The sequence below is a fragment of the Pseudomonas wadenswilerensis genome (assembly GCF_900497695.1).
Taxonomy (GTDB): Bacteria; Pseudomonadota; Gammaproteobacteria; order Pseudomonadales; family Pseudomonadaceae; genus Aquipseudomonas; species Aquipseudomonas wadenswilerensis.
The window spans coordinates 104,401-125,047 of the sequence record NZ_UIDD01000010.1 but is presented as its reverse complement, the minus strand read 5'-3'; the positions used below and the strand labels follow the sequence as shown (position 1 = coordinate 125,047).

19 protein-coding genes are annotated in these 20,647 nt (G+C 59.5%); 17 read left to right on the top strand and 2 right to left on the bottom strand.

Features of this window, described 5'->3' with window-relative positions; all coding sequences use genetic code 11:
- Positions 1-74: 74 nt before the first annotated feature.
- The 3 genes from CCOS864_RS19460 to CCOS864_RS19450 all read left to right on the top strand — a co-directional run bounded on the left by CCOS864_RS19460 (position 75) and on the right by CCOS864_RS19450 (position 1,409).
- On the top strand, positions 75-392 hold the full coding sequence (locus CCOS864_RS19460) for a translation initiation factor 2 (RefSeq protein ID WP_325175831.1): 318 nt from the start codon (positions 75-77) through the stop codon (positions 390-392).
- A 127-nt stretch (positions 393-519) separates the two neighbouring features.
- On the top strand, positions 520-774 hold the full coding sequence (locus tag CCOS864_RS19455) for a YkgJ family cysteine cluster protein (protein WP_115087945.1): 255 nt from the start codon (positions 520-522) through the stop codon (positions 772-774).
- Positions 775-806: 32 nt separating this feature from the next.
- Complete coding sequence (locus tag CCOS864_RS19450; RefSeq protein WP_115087944.1) at positions 807-1,409, top strand: START domain-containing protein; 603 nt, start codon at positions 807-809, stop codon at positions 1,407-1,409.
- A 147-nt stretch (positions 1,410-1,556) separates the two neighbouring features.
- On the opposite strand, the gene gltA is transcribed toward CCOS864_RS19450, so the two are convergent.
- Entirely contained in the window at positions 1,557-2,846 is a 1,290-nt protein-coding gene (gene gltA / locus CCOS864_RS19445) for a citrate synthase (protein WP_010224685.1), read from the bottom strand.
- Positions 2,847-3,196: 350 nt separating this feature from the next.
- On the opposite strand from gltA, the gene sdhC reads away from it, so the two are divergent.
- From sdhC to CCOS864_RS19390, 11 genes are all read left to right on the top strand, one after another.
- Entirely contained in the window at positions 3,197-3,583 is a 387-nt protein-coding gene (gene sdhC, locus CCOS864_RS19440; protein ID WP_174242293.1) for a succinate dehydrogenase, cytochrome b556 subunit, read from the top strand.
- Positions 3,577-3,945 (top strand): succinate dehydrogenase, hydrophobic membrane anchor protein, encoded by a 369-nt coding sequence (gene sdhD / locus CCOS864_RS19435; RefSeq protein WP_028945358.1) that lies wholly within the window; start codon positions 3,577-3,579, stop codon positions 3,943-3,945. Before sdhC ends, sdhD begins: the two co-directional genes overlap by 7 nt.
- A 3-nt stretch (positions 3,946-3,948) precedes the next feature.
- Positions 3,949-5,721, top strand: a complete 1,773-nt coding sequence (gene sdhA, locus CCOS864_RS19430) for a succinate dehydrogenase flavoprotein subunit (protein WP_010224679.1) — start codon at positions 3,949-3,951, stop codon at positions 5,719-5,721.
- A gap of 11 nt (positions 5,722-5,732) precedes the next feature.
- Positions 5,733-6,437 (top strand): succinate dehydrogenase iron-sulfur subunit, encoded by a 705-nt coding sequence (locus tag CCOS864_RS19425; RefSeq protein ID WP_010224678.1) that lies wholly within the window; start codon positions 5,733-5,735, stop codon positions 6,435-6,437.
- Positions 6,438-6,683: 246 nt separating this feature from the next.
- On the top strand, positions 6,684-9,515 hold the full coding sequence (locus tag CCOS864_RS19420; RefSeq protein ID WP_115087943.1) for a 2-oxoglutarate dehydrogenase E1 component: 2,832 nt from the start codon (positions 6,684-6,686) through the stop codon (positions 9,513-9,515).
- Positions 9,516-9,557: 42 nt separating this feature from the next.
- Complete coding sequence (gene odhB, locus CCOS864_RS19415; RefSeq protein WP_115087942.1) at positions 9,558-10,775, top strand: 2-oxoglutarate dehydrogenase complex dihydrolipoyllysine-residue succinyltransferase; 1,218 nt, start codon at positions 9,558-9,560, stop codon at positions 10,773-10,775.
- 105 nt (positions 10,776-10,880) lie between these two features.
- Positions 10,881-12,317 carry a dihydrolipoyl dehydrogenase gene (lpdA, locus tag CCOS864_RS19410; RefSeq protein WP_115087941.1) on the top strand — a complete coding sequence of 479 codons (1,437 nt, stop codon included), beginning with the start codon at positions 10,881-10,883 and terminating at the stop codon, positions 12,315-12,317.
- A gap of 175 nt (positions 12,318-12,492) precedes the next feature.
- Positions 12,493-13,659: an ADP-forming succinate--CoA ligase subunit beta gene (gene sucC / locus CCOS864_RS19405; protein WP_010224674.1), complete on the top strand. Its 1,167-nt coding sequence runs from the start codon at positions 12,493-12,495 to the stop codon at positions 13,657-13,659.
- A complete protein-coding gene (sucD, locus tag CCOS864_RS19400) occupies positions 13,659-14,543 on the top strand; it encodes a succinate--CoA ligase subunit alpha (protein ID WP_115087940.1) in 885 nt (294 codons plus the stop codon). The genes sucC and sucD overlap by 1 nt, the downstream gene beginning before the upstream one ends.
- Before the next feature lie 386 nt (positions 14,544-14,929).
- The gene (brnQ, locus tag CCOS864_RS19395; RefSeq protein ID WP_115087939.1) at positions 14,930-16,243 is read left to right on the top strand and encodes a branched-chain amino acid transport system II carrier protein; all 1,314 of its coding nucleotides are present in this window, start codon (positions 14,930-14,932) and stop codon (positions 16,241-16,243) included.
- Between the two features lie 188 nt (positions 16,244-16,431).
- Positions 16,432-17,172 carry a DUF599 domain-containing protein gene (locus CCOS864_RS19390; RefSeq protein ID WP_115087938.1) on the top strand — a complete coding sequence of 247 codons (741 nt, stop codon included), beginning with the start codon at positions 16,432-16,434 and terminating at the stop codon, positions 17,170-17,172.
- An 87-nt stretch (positions 17,173-17,259) separates the two neighbouring features.
- Here the strand turns inward: CCOS864_RS19390 and CCOS864_RS19385 are convergent, their stop codons facing one another.
- Positions 17,260-17,538 carry a hypothetical protein gene (locus CCOS864_RS19385; RefSeq protein ID WP_115087937.1) on the bottom strand — a complete coding sequence of 93 codons (279 nt, stop codon included), beginning with the start codon at positions 17,536-17,538 and terminating at the stop codon, positions 17,260-17,262.
- 153 nt (positions 17,539-17,691) lie between these two features.
- Here CCOS864_RS19385 and CCOS864_RS19380 point away from each other — a divergent pair, with 153 nt between their 5' ends.
- The 3 genes from CCOS864_RS19380 to htpG all read left to right on the top strand — a co-directional run bounded on the left by CCOS864_RS19380 (position 17,692) and on the right by htpG (position 20,625).
- Entirely contained in the window at positions 17,692-18,168 is a 477-nt protein-coding gene (locus tag CCOS864_RS19380) for a PaaI family thioesterase (protein ID WP_115087936.1), read from the top strand.
- Positions 18,165-18,626 carry a PaaI family thioesterase gene (locus tag CCOS864_RS19375; RefSeq protein WP_115087935.1) on the top strand — a complete coding sequence of 154 codons (462 nt, stop codon included), beginning with the start codon at positions 18,165-18,167 and terminating at the stop codon, positions 18,624-18,626. The genes CCOS864_RS19380 and CCOS864_RS19375 overlap by 4 nt, the downstream gene beginning before the upstream one ends.
- A 94-nt stretch (positions 18,627-18,720) precedes the next feature.
- Positions 18,721-20,625, top strand: coding sequence for a molecular chaperone HtpG (gene htpG, locus CCOS864_RS19370; RefSeq protein WP_115087934.1), 1,905 nt, complete (start codon positions 18,721-18,723; stop codon positions 20,623-20,625).
- The last annotated feature ends 22 nt before the right edge of the window (positions 20,626-20,647 follow it).

Below are 20,647 nucleotides of genomic sequence, written 5' to 3'. Positions count from 1 at the left end.
CGCCAGCCGGCAAAGCCCCTGCAACGAAAAGCGCCAAGCCTGCGGTCAAGCCAAAGCAGGCAAAAGCGCCACCGGTGCGCAAGAAGGCAACCACCAAGGCCACCAAGCGTACCCCGCGTAAAAACGCCAAAGCGGCACCGGCACCCTTGCCCAAGGCCAAGCTCGACCTGAGCCTGCCCTCCAGCATGGTCAAGGAACTCAAGCCCGACACCCAGGAGCAGGCGCCGCTGCCCAAGCCCTTGCTGCCCTACCTGTTCGGTGAAAAGCCGCCGTCCGATAGCCCGTTCCAGCTCAATGGCCGGCTCATCAGCAACGAAATGCAACTGCAACTGCGCAACGAAAGTCGCAAGGATGTCGAGGGTGCGGCAATCGAGTTCGAGTTCAAGCAGTAGCGTGGAACTGACTGTTCGGTCATCACGTTCAGGCTGATATTTCATCCTGCGAGCAATTTCAAACACCTGTTTAAGCGGTTACTATCCGGGTTCATTCATCATTTGTTACTCCGAGGATTCTGTTGTCATGAATTGCCGTGAAGGTTGTGGCGCCTGCTGCATTGCGCCCTCCATCAGCTCGCCGATACCGGGCATGCCCAAGGGCAAGCCTGCCGGTGAGCGCTGCCTGCATCTGTCGGTTGCCAATCTCTGTGGCTTGTTCGGCAAGCCCGAGCGTCCGGCGGTGTGCGGTGGTTTCAAGGCGGAGGCCGACACCTGCGGCAACGACCGCGACGAGGCAATCAGGATCCTGGGATGGCTGGAGCAAATGACGGCAGCTTGAAACGCGGGTCTTCGACAATAAGGAACAAGAGAATGGGATCGTTTAAGCAAGTGGCACTGGTTTTGGGTCTTGGTGCGGTGCTGGTGCCGCTGGCTCATGCCGAGGACTGGAAGCAAGCCAAGAACGAAGACGGGATCAAGGTCGAGCTCAGTGAGGTGGCCGGTTCCGATTACAAGGCCTATCGCGGGGTAACCTTTATCAAGGCGCCGCTGGCGAAGGTCAGGGCCCTGCAGGAAGATGTCGCCGGTGCCTGCGCCTGGATCCATGAGTGCAAGTCGCAGAAGCTGCTGAAATCCGAGGGTGACCAGAGCTGGACCTACACTCAGTTCAATACCCCGTGGCCGGTCACTGCGCGTGATTCGGTCATGCATGTCACCACTACCGAGGCCGCCGATGGCAGCCTGACCCGCAAGCTTGAAGGTGTGCCGAAATACCTGCCGGAAGAGAAGGGCTTCGTGCGGGTGGCCAAGGTTGATGGCTTCTGGAAGCTGCAGCCAAAAGACGGTGGTACCGAGGTGACTTACCAGGTGCATACCGAGCCGGGCGGCAGCGTGCCGTCGATGGTGGCCAACAAGTTTGTGGTGGATGCGCCGTTCAATACCTTGAAGGCGTTGAAGGCGAAGGCTGAGAAATAGTAAGTACAGTTGTGGCGAGCAGGGGCTATTGGTTAACTGTTGGATAATCGCGGGGCAAGCCCGTTCCTGCAGGGGCGTTAACCGCGATGAGCGCGCAATAAAAAAGGCTGCCCGAAGGCAGCCTTTTTTCGTTTTCGGCCCAAGGGCTTACTTGCGGTCTTCCAGCTTGACGATGTCGCGCGACTCGTAGCCGGTGTACAGCTGGCGAGGGCGGCCGATCTTGTAAGGGCTGGAGAGCATTTCTTTCCAGTGCGAAATCCAGCCGACGGTCCGCGCCAGGGCGAAGATCACGGTGAACATGCTGGTTGGAATGCCGATCGCCTTGAGGATGATCCCCGAGTAGAAGTCGACGTTCGGGTACAGCGAGCGCTCGATGAAGTAAGGATCGGTGAGGGCGATCTCTTCCAGGCGCATGGCCAGTTCCAGCTGCGGATCGTTCTTGATGCCCAGCTCGCGCAGGACTTCGTCGCAGGTCTGTTTCATCACGGTGGCGCGCGGGTCGCGGTTCTTGTAAACGCGGTGACCGAAGCCCATCAGCTTGAACGGATCGTTCTTGTCCTTGGCCTTGGCGATGAACTTGTCGATGTTCGAGACATCGCCGATTTCATCGAGCATGGTCAGCACGGCTTCGTTGGCGCCGCCGTGGGCAGGGCCCCACAGTGCAGCGATACCGGCAGCGATACAGGCGAACGGGTTGGCGCCCGACGAGCCGGCCAGACGGACGGTGGAGGTCGATGCGTTCTGCTCGTGGTCGGCGTGGAGGATGAAGATCCGGTCCATTGCCTTGGCCAGTACCGGGCTGATCGGTTTGATCTCGCACGGGGTGTTGAACATCATGTGCAGGAAGTTTTCCGCGTACGACAGGTCGTTGCGCGGGTACATCATGGGCTGGCCCATGGAGTACTTGTACACCATCGCCGCCAGGGTCGGCATCTTGGCGACCAGGCGAACCGCGGAGATTTCGCGGTGCTGCGGGTTATTGATGTCCAGCGAGTCGTGGTAGAACGCCGACAGGGCGCCAACCACGCCGCACATGACGGCCATCGGGTGGGCGTCGCGGCGGAAGCCGTTGAAGAAGGACTTCAACTGCTCGTGAACCATGGTGTGGTTCTTCACGGTGCTGACGAACTGGGCCTTCTGCTCGGCATTCGGCAATTCGCCGTTGAGCAGCAGGTAGCAGGTCTCGAGGTAGTCGGATTTTTCGGCCAGCTGCTCGATCGGATAGCCGCGGTGCAGCAGGATACCCTTGTCGCCGTCGATATAAGTGATCTTCGACTCGCAGGATGCGGTCGCCATGAAACCAGGGTCGAAAGTGAAGTGACCCGTGGCCCCCAACCCTCTAACGTCGATAACATCGGGACCAACGGTGCCGGTTAAAATGGGCAGCTCGACGGGGGCTGCGCCCTCGATGACCAACTGCGCTTTTTTGTCAGCCATGTGGCCTCCTATTAATGCTTGAAATCATCAGACAGACCCCCCACGCAGGGCCCGCACCACTATAGTGAGATAAATTCGAATGTCAATTTGCCTAAAGCACGGTTGTAAAGGGCTTTGGGCGCTGTTTTTCCTCGAAATTACCGCCCGTTTACGCCTTTTGTTGGCTAAAGGCAATGCGCTATTTGGGCTAGGTGTCTGCGTTGTCATTAGTAGCCTAACTGTCTATAATCGGCCCCCGACCGCCAGGGGCTTGCAAGCCCGTGTTGCTGGGGTCGTCACTCCCTGGGTGGTGGGTACCTGACCAGTACACTTACCAACAACTTTGCCCTGCTTGCTAGGGGCTCTTCAGTGTGAAAAAAGCCGTGAAAAGCCAACGACCTGTAAACCTAGACCTAAGGACCATCAAACTCCCCATTACCGGCGTTACGTCATTTCTTCACCGTGTTTCCGGCATCATCCTCTTCCTGGGCCTTGGCTTCATGCTTTATGCATTGGGCAAATCCCTGGGTTCGGAGGAAGGTTTCGCCGAGGTGAAGGCATGCTTGACCAGTCCGCTGGCCAAGTTCGTGGCATGGGGCCTCCTGTCCGCCTTGCTGTATCACTTGGTAGCCGGTGTGCGCCACTTGATCATGGACATGGGCATCGGTGAAACGCTGGAAGGCGGCCGACTGGGCTCGAAAATTATCATCGCCGTCTCTGTGGTGGTGATCGTGCTGGCAGGAGTTTGGATATGGTAACCAACGTCACGAACCTCTCGCGTTCGGGCCTCTATGACTGGATGGCGCAGCGCGTTTCTGCGGTCGTTCTCGCGGCTTATTTCATTTTCCTGATCGGATACCTGGTCGCGCACCCGGGCATCGAGTTTGCCCAGTGGCACGCTCTGTTCTCCAACAACGCGATGCGTATCTTCAGTCTGCTGGCCCTTGTAGCCCTGGGCGCTCACGCCTGGGTCGGCATGTGGACCATTGCCACCGACTACCTGACGCCGATGGCGCTGGGCAAGTCGGCGACTGCCGTACGTTTCCTGTTCCAGGCGGTATGTGGTGTCGCGATGTTCGCGTACTTCGTCTGGGGTGTGCAGATTCTCTGGGGTATCTGATTCATGGCTAACATTCCTACGATTACATTCGACGCCATCATCATTGGTGGTGGCGGTGCCGGCATGCGCGCTGCGCTGCAGCTGGCCCAGGGCGGTCACAAGACCGCCGTGATCACCAAGGTCTTCCCGACCCGTTCGCACACTGTATCGGCCCAGGGTGGCATCACCTGTGCCATCGCTTCGGCCGACCCGAACGATGACTGGCGCTGGCACATGTACGATACCGTCAAGGGTTCCGACTACATCGGTGACCAGGACGCTATCGAATACATGTGTCAGGAAGGCCCTGCTGCCGTGTTCGAGCTGGACCACATGGGTCTGCCGTTCTCGCGTACCGAACAAGGCCGTATCTACCAGCGTCCGTTCGGCGGTCAGTCCAAGGACTTCGGTAAAGGTGGCCAGGCCGCCCGTACCTGCGCCGCTTCCGACCGTACCGGTCACGCGCTGCTGCACACCCTGTACCAGGGCAACTTGAAGGCAGGTACCACCTTCCTCAACGAGTACTACGCAGTTGACCTGGTGAAGAACCAGGAAGGCGCGTTCGTCGGTGTGATCGCAATCTGCATCGAAACCGGCGAAACCCTGTACATCAAGGCCAAGGCCACCGTTCTGGCCACTGGCGGTGCAGGCCGTATCTACTCCTCCACCACCAACGCCCTGATCAATACCGGTGACGGTATCGGCATGGCCCTGCGTGCAGGCGTTCCGGTCCAGGACATCGAGATGTGGCAGTTCCACCCGACCGGCATCGCCGGCGCTGGTGTACTGGTCACTGAAGGTTGCCGTGGTGAAGGCGGTTACCTGATCAACAAGCACGGCGAGCGTTTCATGGAGCGTTACGCGCCTAACGCCAAAGACCTTGCTGGTCGTGACGTTGTGGCCCGTTCCATGGTTAAAGAGATCATCGCCGGCAACGGCTGTGGCCCTAACGGCGACCACGTGATGCTCAAGCTTGACCACCTGGGTGAAGAAGTACTGCACAGCCGCCTGCCAGGTATCTGTGAACTGTCCAAGACCTTCGCTCACGTCGACCCTGTGGTCGCGCCGGTTCCTGTTGTTCCAACCTGCCACTACATGATGGGCGGCGTTGCCACCAACATCCATGGCCAGGCGATGACCCAGGACGCCGATGGCGTTGATCACATCATCCCGGGTCTGTTCGCGGTAGGTGAAGTGGCGTGCGTATCGGTTCACGGTGCCAACCGCCTGGGCGGCAACTCGCTGCTCGACCTGGTGGTCTTCGGTCGTGCTGCCGGCCTGCACCTGGAAAAAGCGCTGAGCGACGGTATCGAATACCTCGACGCCAGCGACACCGACATCGATGTTGCCCTGAGCCGCCTGAACAAGCTCAACGAGCGCAACACCGGTGAAGACGTGGCTACCCTGCGTCGCGAGCTGCAGAGCTGCATGCAGAACTACTTCGGTGTATTCCGCACTGGCGAATACATGCAGAAGGGTATCGAGCAATTGGCCGGTCTGCGCGAGCGTATCGCCAACGTCAAGATCAACGACAAGTCCCAGGCCTTCAACACCGCGCGTATCGAAGCGCTGGAGCTGCAGAACCTGCTGGAAGTCGCTGAAGCCACTGCAATCGCTGCAGAAGTCCGTAAAGAGTCCCGCGGTGCGCATGCCCGTGAAGACTTCGAAGACCGTGACGACGAAAACTGGCTGTGCCACACCCTGTACTTCCCGGGTGAGAAGCGCGTCGCCAAGCGCGCCGTCAACTTCGCGCCGAAAACCGTTCCGGCGTTCGAGCCTAAAGTCCGGACTTACTAAGGGTGGCCACAATGTTGCAAGTCGAAGTTTATCGTTACAACCCCGATACCGACTCGGCACCCAAGATGCAGGTGTTCCAGGTCGATACCGGCGGCAAGGACCTGATGGTTCTCGATGTATTGGCACTGATCAAAGAGCAGGACGAAGGTTTCTCGTATCGTCGCTCCTGCCGTGAAGGTGTTTGCGGTTCCGATGGCATGAACATCAACGGCAAGAACGGTCTGGCCTGCATCACGCCGCTTTCGGCCGTGGTCAAGCGCAACAAGCTGATCGTCCGCCCTTTGCCTGGATTGCCGGTCATTCGTGACCTGGTCGTCGATATGAGCATCTTCTACAAGCAGTACGAGAAGGTGAAGCCATTCCTGCAGAACGACACGCCGGCTCCGGCCATCGAGCGCCTGCAGTCGCCGGAAGAGCGTGAAAAGCTGGACGGTCTGTACGAGTGCATTCTGTGCGCTTGCTGCTCGACTTCCTGCCCGTCGTTCTGGTGGAACCCGGACAAGTTCCTCGGTCCAGCTGCACTCCTGCAGGCCTATCGTTTCCTGGCCGACAGTCGTGACACCAAGACCCAGGAGCGTCTGGCTTCGCTGGATGACCCGTTCAGCGTGTTCCGTTGCCGCGGCATCATGAACTGCGTAAACGTTTGCCCTAAAGGTCTGAATCCGACCAAGGCCATCGGTCACGTACGTAACATGCTGCTGCAAAGCGGTACCTGATTTTAAAAGTGTTGTACCCGTAGTACGCCAAGGTGCGGGCCCTTGCCCGCACCAAGGTGAAACCCGAGCTCGGGCCCACAAAGCCCAAGCTTTTACCTATGAAGATATGAGACCAGCAGGGGCTTCCGGGCTGGTACCCGGAAAATCTGTAGGATCCTTGGTGGCTTGGTTGGGTCGCTGCATTAGGACTTTTCCAGGCGTGCTGTGGCTCTTGCCGATCCGTCCCCTAACCGAGGGTGACCAAGCATGCAAGAAAGCGTGATGCAGCGCATGTGGGATAGCGCCCACCTTTCAGGTGGTAACGCTGCATATGTGGAAGAGCTCTACGAGCTTTACCTGCACGACCCTAACGCTGTGCCAGAAGAGTGGCGCACTTACTTCCAGAAGTTGCCCGCCGAAGGCAGCACCGCTACCGATGTATCGCACTCTACAATCCGCGACCATTTCGTACTGCTGGCAAAGAACCAGCGCCGCGCCCAACCGGTTTCCGCCGGGAGCGTGAGCAGTGAACACGAGAAGAAGCAGGTTGAAGTTCTGCGACTGATCCAGGCCTACCGTATGCGCGGCCACCAAGCCGCGAAGCTCGACCCCCTGGGGTTGTGGCAGCGCCCTGCGCCAGTAGACCTGTCGATCAATCATTACGGCTTGACCAATGCCGATCTTGATACGACCTTCCGTGCCGGCGACCTGTTCATCGGCAAAGAGGAAGCGAGCCTACGCGAAATCTTCGACGCTTTGCAGCAGACATATTGCCGCACCATTGGCGCCGAATTCACCCACATCGTCGACTCCGAGCAGCGCAGCTGGTTCCAGCAGCGTCTGGAGAGCGTGCGTGGGCGTCCAGTCTTCTCCGCGGATATTCAGAGCCACCTGCTCGAGCGCGTCACCGCCGCTGAGGGTCTGGAAAAATACCTGGGTACCAAATACCCGGGCACCAAGCGTTTCGGCCTGGAAGGCGGCGAGAGCCTGATTCCGATGCTGGACGAGCTGATCCAGCGCTCCGGTTCCTACGGTACCAAGGAAGTTGTCATCGGCATGGCCCACCGCGGCCGTCTCAACGTGCTGGTCAACACTTTCGGCAAGAACCCGCGCGATCTGTTCGACGAGTTCGAAGGCAAGAAGAAGGTCGAGCTGGGCTCCGGTGACGTGAAATACCACCAGGGCTTCTCGTCCAACGTGATGACCGCCGGTGGCGAAGTTCACCTGGCCATGGCGTTCAACCCTTCGCACCTGGAAATCGTCTCGCCAGTGGTTGAAGGTTCGGTACGTGCCCGTCAGGACCGTCGCAACGACACCGTTGGCGACAAGGTACTGCCGATTTCCATCCACGGTGACGCGGCATTCGCCGGTCAAGGCGTGGTCATGGAAACCTTCCAGATGTCGCAGACCCGCGGTTTCAAGACCGGCGGTACCGTGCACATCGTGATCAACAACCAGGTTGGTTTCACCATCAGCAACCCGCTGGACTCGCGTTCCACCGAGTACGCCACCGACGTCGCCAAGATGATTCAGGCGCCGATCCTGCACGTCAACGGTGATGATCCGGAAGCGGTGCTGTTCGTGACCCAGCTGGCCGTCGATTACCGCATGCAGTTCAAGCGTGACGTGGTCATCGACCTGGTCTGCTACCGTCGTCGCGGCCACAACGAGGCCGACGAGCCGAACGGCACCCAGCCGCTGATGTACCAGCAGATCGCCAAGCAGCGCACCACCCGCGAGCTGTACGCCGACGCCCTGACCCAATCGGGTCGTCTTGACGCCGAGCGCGTCCAGGCCAAGGTCGACGAGTACCGCAACGCGCTGGACAACGGCCTGCACGTCGTAAAAAGCCTGGTCAAAGAGCCGAACAAGGAGCTGTTCGTTGACTGGCGTCCGTACCTGGGCCACGCCTGGACCGCGCGTCACGACACCCGCTTCGACCTCAAGACCCTGCAGGAACTGTCGGCCAAGCTGCTGGAACTGCCGGAAGGCTTCGTGGTTCAGCGTCAGGTTTCGAAGATCTACGAAGACCGCCAGAAGATGCAGGCCGGTGGCTTGCCGATCAACTGGGGCTACGCCGAAACCATGGCCTACGCCACCCTGGCATTCGAAGGTCACCCGATCCGCATGACCGGTCAGGATATCGGCCGCGGCACCTTCTCTCACCGCCACGCGGTGTTGCACAACCAGAAGGACGCCAGCACCTATATCCCGCTGCAGAACCTCTACAAAGGCCAGCCACGTTTCGACCTGTACGATTCGTTCCTGTCCGAAGAAGCGGTCCTGGCATTCGAATACGGCTACTCGACCACCCAGCCAAACGCACTGGTAATCTGGGAAGCGCAGTTCGGCGACTTCGCCAACGGGGCCCAGGTAGTTGTCGACCAGTTCATCACCAGCGGCGAGCACAAGTGGGGTCGTCTTTGCGGTCTGACCATGCTGCTGCCACACGGTTATGAAGGGCAGGGGCCTGAGCACTCCTCGGCACGTCTGGAGCGTTACCTGCAGCTGTGCGCCGAGCACAACGTCCAGGTTTGCGTACCGACTACTCCGGCTCAGATCTACCACCTGCTGCGTCGTCAGGTCATCCGTCCGCTGCGCAAGCCGCTGATCGTGCTGACGCCGAAGTCGCTGCTGCGCCACAAGCTGGCCATCTCGACCCTGGAAGAACTGGCCGAAGGCTCGTTCCAGACCGTGATCCCGGAAATCGATACCCTCGATCCGAAAAACGTCACTCGTCTGGTCCTGTGCAGCGGCAAGGTCTACTACGATCTGCTGGAAAAACGCCGTGCCGAAGGCCGCGAAGATATCGCCATCGTGCGTATCGAGCAGCTGTATCCGTTCCCTGAAGACGACCTGGTCGAAATCCTCGCGCCGTACACCAATCTCAAGGATGTGGTGTGGTGCCAGGAAGAGCCGATGAACCAGGGCGCCTGGTACAGCAGCCAACACCACATGCGTCGTATCCTGACCCGTCACAACAAGGACCTGGTCCTCGAGTACGCCGGTCGTGATGCTTCGGCAGCACCCGCTTGTGGTTACGCTTCGATGCACGCCGAGCAGCAGGAAAAACTGCTGCAAGATGCCTTCACCGTTTAATGCCATCGCGCACTAGAAACCGAATTTAAGGAACCACTGATAATGGCTATCGAGATCAAAGCCCCTACTTTCCCGGAATCGGTTGCCGATGGCACCGTTGCCACCTGGCACAAGCAGCCGGGCGAAGCCGTCAAGCGTGACGAGCTGATCGTCGACATCGAAACCGACAAGGTTGTCCTGGAAGTACTGGCTACCGCTGACGGCGTACTGGGTGCAATCGTCAAGGGCGAGGGCGAGACCGTCCTGTCCGACGAAGTCCTGGGTTCGATCCAGGAAGGTGGCGTTGCAGCTGCCGCGCCTGCCGCTGCAGCAGCTCCTGCTGCCGCCGCTGCTCCTGCCGCCGCTGCTGACGAAGACGCCATCGGCGCGCCAGCTGCTCGCAAGCTGGCCGAAGAGAACGGCATCGCCCTGAACAGCATCAAGGGCACCGGCAAAGACGGTCGCATCACCAAGGAAGACGTGGTTGCTGCCATCGAAGCGAAGAAATCCGCTCCGGCTGCCGCACCTGCCGCCAAGCCAGCCGCTGCTGCCGCTGCCCCGGTTGTCGCCACTGGCGACCGTACCGAGAAGCGCGTGCCGATGACCCGCGTGCGCGCTACCGTGGCCAAGCGCCTGGTAGAAGCACAGTCGAACATGGCCATGCTGACCACCTTCAACGAAGTCGACATGACCGAAGTCATGGCCCTGCGTTCGAAGTACAAGGACCTGTTCGAGAAGACCCACAACGGCGTCCGCCTGGGCTTCATGTCGTTCTTCGTCAAGGCTGCCACCGAAGCGCTGAAACGCTTCCCGGCGGTCAACGCCTCGATCGACGGTTCCGACATCGTCTACCACGGTTATGCGGACATCGGCGTTGCCGTTTCCAGCGACCGCGGCCTGGTGGTACCGGTACTGCGCAACGCCGAGCAGATGAGCCTGGCTGAAATCGAGAACGGCATCGCCACCTTCGGCAAGAAAGCCCGTGATGGCAAACTGTCGATCGACGAAATGACCGGTGGTACCTTCACCATCACCAACGGTGGTACCTTTGGTTCGATGATGTCGACCCCGATCGTCAACCCGCCACAGGCCGCGATCCTGGGCATGCACAACATCATCCAGCGTCCTATGGCCGTCAACGGTCAGGTCGTGATCCGTCCGATGATGTACCTGGCACTGTCCTACGACCACCGTCTGATCGACGGTAAAGAAGCCGTGACCTTCCTGGTGACCATCAAGAACCTGCTGGAAGACCCGGCTCGTCTGCTGCTGGATATCTGATTGAGCAGTTGCAAGCTGCAAGCTTCAAGCGGCAAGCCTGAACGGTTTGCGCTTGAACTTGTGGCTTGCAGCTTATCGCTTGCAGCTTTAAAGAGGATTTTCTGAATGTCGCAAAAATTTGATGTGGTAGTGATTGGCGCAGGTCCTGGCGGCTACGTAGCTGCCATCAAGGCCGCGCAACTCGGTCTGAGCACTGCCTGTATCGAGAAGTACACTGACGGCGAAGGCAAGCTGGCCCTCGGCGGTACCTGCCTGAACGTGGGTTGCATTCCTTCCAAGGCGCTGCTGGACAGCTCCTGGAAGTACAAGGAAGCCAAAGAGAGCTTCAACGTCCACGGTATCTCCACCGGTGAAGTGAAGATGGACGTCGCCGCGATGGTTGGCCGCAAGGCCGGCATCGTCAAGAACCTGACCGGCGGTGTTGCCACCCTGTTCAAGGCCAACGGCGTAACTTCGATCCAGGGCCACGGCAAGCTGCTGGCTGGCAAGAAGGTCGAAGTCACCAAGGCTGACGGCACCACCGAAATCATCGAAGCCGAGAACGTCATCCTGGCCTCCGGTTCGCGTCCGATCGACATTCCACCGGCTCCGGTCGACCAGAACGTCATCGTCGACTCCACCGGCGCCCTGGAATTCCAGGCCGTACCGAAGCGCCTGGGCGTTATCGGTGCCGGCGTAATCGGTCTGGAACTGGGTTCGGTCTGGGCTCGCCTGGGTGCTGAAGTCACCGTCCTGGAAGCCCTGGACACCTTCCTGATGGCCGCTGACGCCGCTGTCTCCAAGGAAGCGCTGAAAACCCTGACCAAGCAAGGTCTGGACATCAAGCTGGGCGCTCGCGTGACCGGCTCCAAGGTCAACGGCGCTGAGGTCGAAGTGACCTACACCGACGCCAATGGCGAGCAGAAAATCACTTTCGACAAGCTGATCGTTGCGGTCGGCCGTCGCCCGGTGACCACCGATCTGCTGGCTGCCGACAGCGGCGTGACCATCGACGAGCGTGGGTTCATCTTCGTCGACGATCACTGTGCGACCAGCGTACCGGGCGTCTACGCCATTGGTGACGTGGTTCGTGGCATGATGCTGGCGCACAAGGCCTCGGAAGAGGGCATCATGGTTGTCGAGCGCATCAAGGGCCACAAAGCCCAGATGAACTACGACCTGATCCCGTCGGTTATCTACACCCACCCGGAAATCGCATGGGTCGGTAAAACCGAACAGACCTTGAAGGCCGAAGGCGTTGAGGTTAACGTGGGCACCTTCCCGTTCGCGGCCAGTGGCCGTGCGATGGCTGCCAACGACACCGGTGGTTTCGTCAAGGTCATCGCCGATGCCAAGACCGACCGCGTTCTGGGTGTACACGTGATTGGCCCATCGGCTGCCGAACTGGTGCAGCAGGGTGCAATCGCAATGGAATTCGGCACCAGCGCCGAAGACCTGGGCATGATGGTTTTCTCCCATCCGACCCTGTCCGAAGCGCTGCATGAAGCCGCGCTGGCTGTGAATGGCGGTGCCATTCACGTCGCCAACCGTAAGAAGCGTTAAACAATAAGAAACCACGGCGGGTGGCCCGTCGTGAGTCTTGCGTGCATGACTCACCGCGGAAAGTCCGCCGGACTCGAACTCCCGGAGCATACCGGGGGCAAGTGGTCACAGGTGGCGCGGCACTCCCACGGAGCGCAGCGCCGAAGCGCAGTACCTAACGAAGACGGTAAAAAGCATGAATCTTCACGAGTATCAGGGTAAGCAGCTGTTCGCTGAATACGGCCTGCCAGTTTCCAAGGGTTTCGCAGTCGACACCCCTGAAGCTGCCGCAGAAGCCTGCGACAAGATCGGTGGCACCGAGTGGGTTGTCAAAGCCCAGGTCCACGCCGGTGGTCGCGGTAAAGCGGGCGGCGTCAAGCTGGTTCGCAGCAAGGAAGACGCCAAGGCGTTCGCTGCGCAATGGTTGGGCAAGCGCCTGGTGACCTACCAGACCGACGCCAACGGTCAGCCAGTGACCAAGATCCTGGTCGAATCCTGCACTGACATCGCCAAAGAGCTGTACCTGGGCGCTGTAGTCGACCGTTCGAGCCGCCGTATCGTGTTCATGGCCTCCACCGAAGGTGGCGTGGACATCGAGAAAGTCGCTCACGAGACTCCTGAGAAGATCATCAAGGCTACTATCGATCCACTGGTTGGCGCTCAGCCATTCCAGGGTCGTGAACTGGCATTCCAGCTGGGTCTGGAAGGCAAGCAAGTTGCTCAGTTCGCCAAGATTTTCGTAGGCCTGGCCAAGCTGTTCAAAGAACACGACCTGGCCCTGCTGGAAGTAAACCCGCTGGTCATCAAGGCCGACGGCGACCTGCACTGCCTCGATGCCAAGATCAACATCGACGCTAACGCCATGTACCGTCAGCCTAAGCTGAAAACCTTCCACGACCCGTCGCAAGACGACCCTCGTGAAGCCCACGCTGCCAGCTTCGAGCTGAACTACGTGGCCCTGGAAGGCAACATCGGCTGCATGGTCAACGGTGCCGGCCTGGCCATGGGTACCATGGACATCGTCAACCTGCACGGCGGCAAGCCAGCCAACTTCCTCGACGTAGGTGGTGGTGCTACCAAAGAGCGCGTTACCGAAGCCTTCAAGATCATTCTGTCCGACAGCAATGTCGCGGCCGTTCTGGTCAACATCTTCGGCGGCATCGTTCGCTGCGACATGATTGCCGAAGGCATCATCGGCGCTGTGAAAGAAGTCGGCGTTAAAGTACCGGTTGTTGTTCGCCTGGAAGGTAACAACGCTGAACTGGGTGCTAAAGTACTGGCAGAAAGCGGTTTGAACATCATTGCGGCAACCAGCCTGACCGACGCTGCTCAACAAGTTGTCAAAGCTGCGGAGGGCAAGTAATGAGCGTCCTGATCAATAAAGACACCAAAGTCATCTGCCAGGGCTTCACCGGCTCGCAAGGTACTTTCCACTCCGAGCAAGCCATCGCCTACGGCACCAAGATGGTCGGCGGCGTGACCCCAGGCAAGGGTGGTACCACCCACCTGGGCCTGCCAGTGTTCAACACTGTGAAAGAAGCCGTAGAAGCTACCGGCGCTGACGCGTCGGTCATCTACGTTCCGGCTCCTTTCTGCAAGGACTCGATCCTGGAAGCTGCCTTCGGCGGCATCAAGCTGATCGTCTGCATCACCGAAGGCATTCCTACCCTGGACATGCTCGATGCCAAGGTCAAGTGCGACGAGCTGGGTGTTACCCTGATCGGCCCTAACTGCCCAGGCGTCATCACTCCGGGCGAGTGCAAGATCGGCATCATGCCAGGTCACATTCACTTGCCAGGCAAGGTCGGTATCGTTTCGCGTTCCGGCACCCTGACCTACGAAGCGGTCAAGCAGACCACTGACGCCGGTTTCGGTCAGTCCACCTGCGTCGGTATCGGTGGCGACCCGATTCCGGGCTCCAACTTCATCGACATCCTGAAGCTGTTCCAGGAAGACCCGAAGACCGAAGCGATCGTTATGATCGGCGAGATCGGCGGTTCGGCTGAAGAAGAAGCGGCTGCCTACATCAAGGCTCACGTGACCAAGCCTGTAGTTTCCTACATCGCTGGTGTTACCGCTCCTGCGGGCAAGCGTATGGGCCACGCTGGCGCCATCATCTCCGGTGGCAAAGGCACTGCAGACGAGAAATTCGCTGCGCTGCAGGACGCTGGTGTGAAAACCGTGCGTTCGCTGGCAGACATCGGCAAGGCCCTGGCCGAGCTGACTGGCTGGGAAGTGAAGAAGTAATCACTGCCCAGTAAACAAGAAAGGCCACCTTCGGGTGGCCTTTTTTGTTTACTGGCGTTCGCTGTGGCCCCATCGCTGGCAAGCCAGCTCCCACAGGACCTGTGCACTCCGACCTTGTGGGAGCTGGCTTGCCAGCGATGCAGGCGCCACGGATTTGCGGAAAAAGCGGTCAACCAGACGACATGTACATTCGCACATCGGACAAGCAGCCCTGCAGCAGTGCGTTTCTGTGTCAAATTCGTTAACCTATGCACTCATTTTGTGCCCGCTCCCCAAAAGGGAACGACACGCTAAACGGGTCTGGCTCATCCAGCCAGGCAGCATTTCCCTCACCCAAGGGGAAATCCCTCTCTAAATCCCGATTTCAGCAGTGTGGTATTTCCTTAATGAAAGTTTTGAAAGGCCAGGACATCCTGGCACTTGGTTTTATGACGTTCGCTTTGTTCGTCGGCGCGGGCAATATCATTTTCCCACCTATCGTCGGTCTGCAATCCGGTCCACACGTGTGGATGGCGGCGCTGGGTTTCCTGATCACTGCTGTGGGCCTGCCGGTCATCACTGTCATTGCCCTGGCCAAGGTCGGCGGCGGCATGGATGCCCTGAGCAGCCCGATCGGCAAGGTCGCCGGCGGCCTGCTGGCGGCGGTGTGCTACCTCTCGGTAGGCCCGCTGTTCGCCACCCCGCGTACCGCCACCGTATCTTTCGAAGTAGGTGTTGCACCGCTGACCGGTGAAAGCCCGCTGGCCCTGTTCATCTACAGCCTGGTGTACTTCCTGGTGGTATTGGCGGTGTCCATGTACCCGGGCAAGCTGCTCGACACCGTCGGCCGCTTCCTCGCACCGCTGAAGATCATCGCCCTGGCCGCGCTCGGTATCGCCGCGTTCATGCTGCCAGCCGGTGGTATCGGTGAAGCGCAGCCTGCTTACGTCGCCGCGCCGTTCTCCCAGGGCTTCATCAATGGTTACCTGACCATGGATACCCTCGGTGCGCTGGTGTTCGGTATCGTCATCGTCAACGCCATCCGTTCGCGCGGCGTCGAGTCGCCGCGGCTGATCACCCGCTACGCGATCATCGCCGGCCTGATCGCCGGTGTCGGCCTGGCCCTGGTGTATATCAGCCTGTTCCGCCTGGGTGCCAGCAGCCATGAAATCGCCGCCGGTGCCAGCAACGGCGCGGCGGTGTTGCATGCCTATGTGCAGCACACCTTCGGCTCGCTGGGCAGCGGCTTCCTTGCCGTGCTGATTGCCCTGGCCTGCCTGGTGACCGCAGTCGGCCTGACCTGCGCTTGCGCCGAGTACTTCAGCCAGGTGCTGCCGCTGTCGTACCGCACCCTGGTGGTGATCCTCGCCGGCTTCTCGCTGCTGATCTCCAACCTTGGCCTGACCAAGCTGATCATGTTCTCGATCCCGGTGCTGACGGCAATCTACCCACCGTGCATCGTGGTCGTGGGCCTGAGCTTCTGCAAAGAGCTGTGGAACTCCCAGGTACGCATTCTGGCGCCGGTGATGCTGGTGTCGCTGCTGTTCGGCATGATCGATGCCATCAAGGGCACCGCGCTGGCCAGTGAACTGCCAGAAATCCTCGCCCACCTGCCGCTGAGCGAGCAGGGCCTGGCCTGGCTGGTGCCTTCGGTGATTACCCTGGGTGTTGCGGTGCTGTGCGACCGCATGCTGGGCAAGCCACGCGAAGTGCTGGCCTGAGAATTGGCCATCTGACGGGCACCGGCCACAAGCCAGCAGGGTGACCGTCACGGCAGATTCCGAGCCCCGTGTCCGAAAGGATGCGGGGCTTTTTCGTTTCTGCACGGCAGACGTGTCTTTTTCTGCGGCAAAGCGTCGAAAGCCGGTCAATGGGATTTACTGTGCTCGAAACTTAATCAGGACCTTGCATGAGCTTCATTCAAAGCAATCTGATCCACCTGCTGGCCGCCTGCTGGTTTGCCGTGTGCTGGGGCGGTTATACCCGCTACGCCACCTGGAAGGGCCGCGATACCGCCTGCCTCGCCAGCGTGCTGCACCTGTACCGGGAAGACTGGATGCGCCGCATGTTGCTGCGTGACAATCGCATCGCCGATGCCAGCGTGATCGGCAACCTTGAGCGCAATGCGTCGTTCTTCGCCTCCAGCACCCTGATCATTCTCGCCGGCATTCTCACCGTGCTCGGTGCTTCGGACCGCGCAGTATCGCTACTGGCCGACCTGCCGCTGGTGCAGCAAGCGTCCCAGGGGATGTCGGAAATCAAGTTGTTGTGCCTGGCAATGGTGTTTGTTTACGCCTTCTTCACCTTCAGCTGGTGCATGCGCCAATACAACTTCGCCGCGGTACTGGTGGGCTCGGCGCCGATGATCGGTGAGCGTCATGTCAGCGAACTTGAACGCAAGGCGTTTGCCCTTAGAGCCGCCAGGGTTATTTCACTGGCCGCCAACCAGTTCAACTTTGGCCTGCGCTCCTATTACTTTGGTATGGCCATGCTCTGCTGGTTTATCAGCCCGTGGTTGTTCATGTTGATGAGTACCGGGGTGGTACTGGTGCTGTATCGTCGCGAATTCCATTCGGATGTGCTCGATGTGATGGTTTACACCCCTACCGAGGCACCTGCGCCGGAGCCGGCTAAAGAGAACCTTGCCTGAAGAGTGACGACTGAATCGTTTAATCCAGTTTTGGCAGCCATAAAAAAACCCGACAGTGTCGGGTTTTTTTTATTCCGGCAGGCTTGCTTACTGTTTAGCAGGCTCAGCAGGAGTAACTGGGGCAGCAGGAGCGGCTTCTTTCGCAGCTTCTTCAGCGGCTTTTTGTTGCGCTTCGGCCTGATCTTTGGCGGCTTCGACGTTTTCTTTCGCTGCCTCGTTCACTTTATCCTGAGCTTCGTTCATTTTCTCTTGAGCGTTCTCGGAATGTTGCGCAGCGTCTTGGGCTTTGTCTTCGCTGGCTTTATCGCAAGCGGCAAGACCCAGGGCAGCGGCGAGCATAACGGCAAAAGCAAAAGGTTTACGCATGGGGTGTTTCTCCTTGTGGAATAAGTTACTTGTTCCTTCGAGTTCAAGTAACCGGTAGAAGTTCCGCGCACCATACAGATATATAACAAATGGATCTATATGGACATTTGCCAGACTGTGTGCATGTTCTCAATGGCCTGAGAGTTTTTTCAAATGACCGACACTTCCTTGCTGGCAATGGCCGAGCGCTTTCTCTCGGCGTTACGCCATTGTCAGGTACTCCAGATGCGCGTGCATCACGCTGACGCCCAGGGCATGACCCTGGTGCTGCCATACTCCGCGAGGATCGTCGGCAACCCTCAGACCGGCGCGGTGCACGGCGGGGCGATCACCACCCTGATGGACACCACCTGCGGCATGGCCACCCTCTGCGCGCTGCCTGAGTTCGAGGTCTGCCCGACCCTGGACCTGCGCATCGACTACATGCACCCGGCCGAGGCCGGTAAGGATATTTTCGGTCACGCGTACTGTTACCGCGTTTCCCGCGATGTGATTTTCACCCGCGGGGTGGCTTACCAGGATGACCCCGAGCAGCCAATCGCGCAGGTGGTTGGCACTTTCATGCGTCTGGGCAAGGGCATCAAGGGCGGTCTCAATTTCGCCAACAAGCTCAAGGGGAGTGGCCAATGATCCCGCCAGAAGTGCACCAGCAACTGCGCCAGGCGCATGCCGAAGGCAATTACGAACCGCTGCTGCAGTTGATCCCTTATGCCGGATTGATTGGTATCCAGTGCAGCCGTCAGGGCGATGACCTGCTGTTCTGCCTGCCGGCCAGCCAGGACAATATCGGCAATCCGTTGCTGCCAGCGATCCACGGCGGGGTGATTGCCGGCTTCATGGAGTTGTCGGCTGCGCTGTACTTGCTGATTTTCAGTGAAAGTGCGGCAATTCCGAAAATCATCGACTTTTCCATCGACTACCTGCGTGCCGGCCATTATCGCGACACCTACGCCCAGTGCCAGCTGTGGCGCCAGGGCCGGCGGGTGACCAATGTGGCGATCACGGCCTGGCAAGGCAACCCGGATGAGCCGATTGCCACGGCGCGAGCACATTTCAAGATCGAAGAAATGACCTCGCCCTTGAAATAGCCCCAGCCACCCCCATCTGTTGTGCATCCCGCCGTGAAAGCAGGCCGCTGGCCTGCCCAACGACAACTGTCATCAGATCGGAGTGTTGAAGACCATGAGTGTGGAAACTCAAAAAGAAACCCTGGGCTTCCAGACCGAGGTGAAGCAACTGCTGCACCTCATGATCCATTCCCTGTATTCGAACAAGGAAATCTTCCTTCGCGAACTGATTTCCAACGCCTCCGACGCCGTCGATAAACTGCGCTTCGAAGCCCTGGCCAAGCCAGAGCTGCTCGAAGGCGGCGCCGAGCTGAAGATCCGCCTGAGCTTCGACAAGGACGCCAACACCGTCACCCTCGAAGACAACGGCATCGGCATGAGTCGCGAGGACGTGATCGCGCACCTGGGCACCATCGCCAAGTCCGGCACCGCCGACTTCATGAAGAACCTCACCGGTGACCAGAAGAAGGACTCGCACCTGATCGGTCAGTTCGGCGTGGGCTTCTACTCGGCCTTCATCGTCGCCGACAAGGTCGATGTGTTCAGCCGCCGCGCCGGCCTGCCAGCCGCCGAGGGCGTGCACTGGTCGTCCAAGGGCGAGGGCGACTTCGAAGTCGCCACCATCGACAAGGCCGAGCGCGGTACCCGCATCGTCCTGCACCTGAAAAAGGGTGAAGAAGAGTTCGCCGACGGCTGGCGCCTGCGCAACATCGTCAAGAAATACTCCGATCACATCGCCTTGCCGATCGAGCTGCCAAAACAGGTCGAAGCCGCCGAGGGCGAAGACAAGCCGGCCGAAGAATGGGAAACCGTCAACCGCGCCAGCGCCCTGTGGACCCGTCCGCGTACCGAGATCAAGGACGAGGAGTACCAGGAGTTCTACAAGCACATCGGTCACGATTTCGAGAACCCGCTGGCCTGGAGCCACAACAAGGTCGAAGGCAAGCTCGAGTACAACTCGCTGCTCTACGTACCGGCCCGTGCCCCGTTCGACCTGTACCAGCGTGAAGCGCCGCGCGGCCTGAAGCTGTACGTGCAGCGTGTGTTCATCATGGACCAGGCAGAATCCTTCCTGCCGCTGTACCTGCGCTTCATCAAGGGCGTGGTCGACTCCAACGACCTCTCGCTGAACGTCTCGCGTGAGATCCTGCAGAAAGACCCGATCATCGATTCGATGAAATCGGCGCTGACCAAGCGCGTGCTGGACATGCTCGAGAAGCTGGCCAAGAACGAGCCTGAGCAGTACAAGGGCTTCTGGAAGAACTTCGGCCAGGTGATGAAAGAAGGCCCGGCCGAAGACTTCGCCAACAAGGAGAAGATCGCCGGTCTGCTGCGCTTCGCTTCCACACACGACGAAAGCGGCGAGCAGAGCGTTGCCCTGGCCGACTACCTGGCCCGCGCCAAGGAAGGTCAGGACAAGATCTACTTCCTCACCGGCGAGTCCTACGCGCAGGTGAAGAACAGCCCGCACCTGGAAGTCTTCCGCAAGAAAGGCATCGAAGTCCTGCTGCTGACCGACCGTATCGACGAGTGGCTGATGAGCTACCTGAGCGAATTCGACGGCAAGAGCTTCGTCGACGTCGCCCGGGGCGACCTGGACCTGGGCAAGCTGGACTCCGAAGAGGACAAGAAAGCCCAGGAAGAAGTCGCCAAGGAGAAAGAAGGCCTGGTCGAGCGCCTGAAAGCGGCCCTGGGCGAAAGCGTCAGCGAAGTGCGCGTCTCGCACCGTCTGACCGACTCGCCGGCGATCCTGGCCATCGGTGAGCAGGACCTGGGCCTGCAGATGCGCCAGATCCTCGAGGCCAGTGGGCAGAAGGTGCCGGACTCCAAGCCGATCTTCGAATTCAACCCGGGCCACCCGCTGATCGAGAAGCTGGACAACGAGCAGAGCGAAGACCGTTTCGCCGACTTCTCGCACATCCTCTTCGATCAGGCCGCGCTGGCGGCGGGCGATAGCCTCAAGGACCCGGCGGCGTACGTTCGTCGCCTGAACAAGCTACTGGTCGAATTGTCGGCTTAAGTAGTTGCAGGAAAGCCCGCTT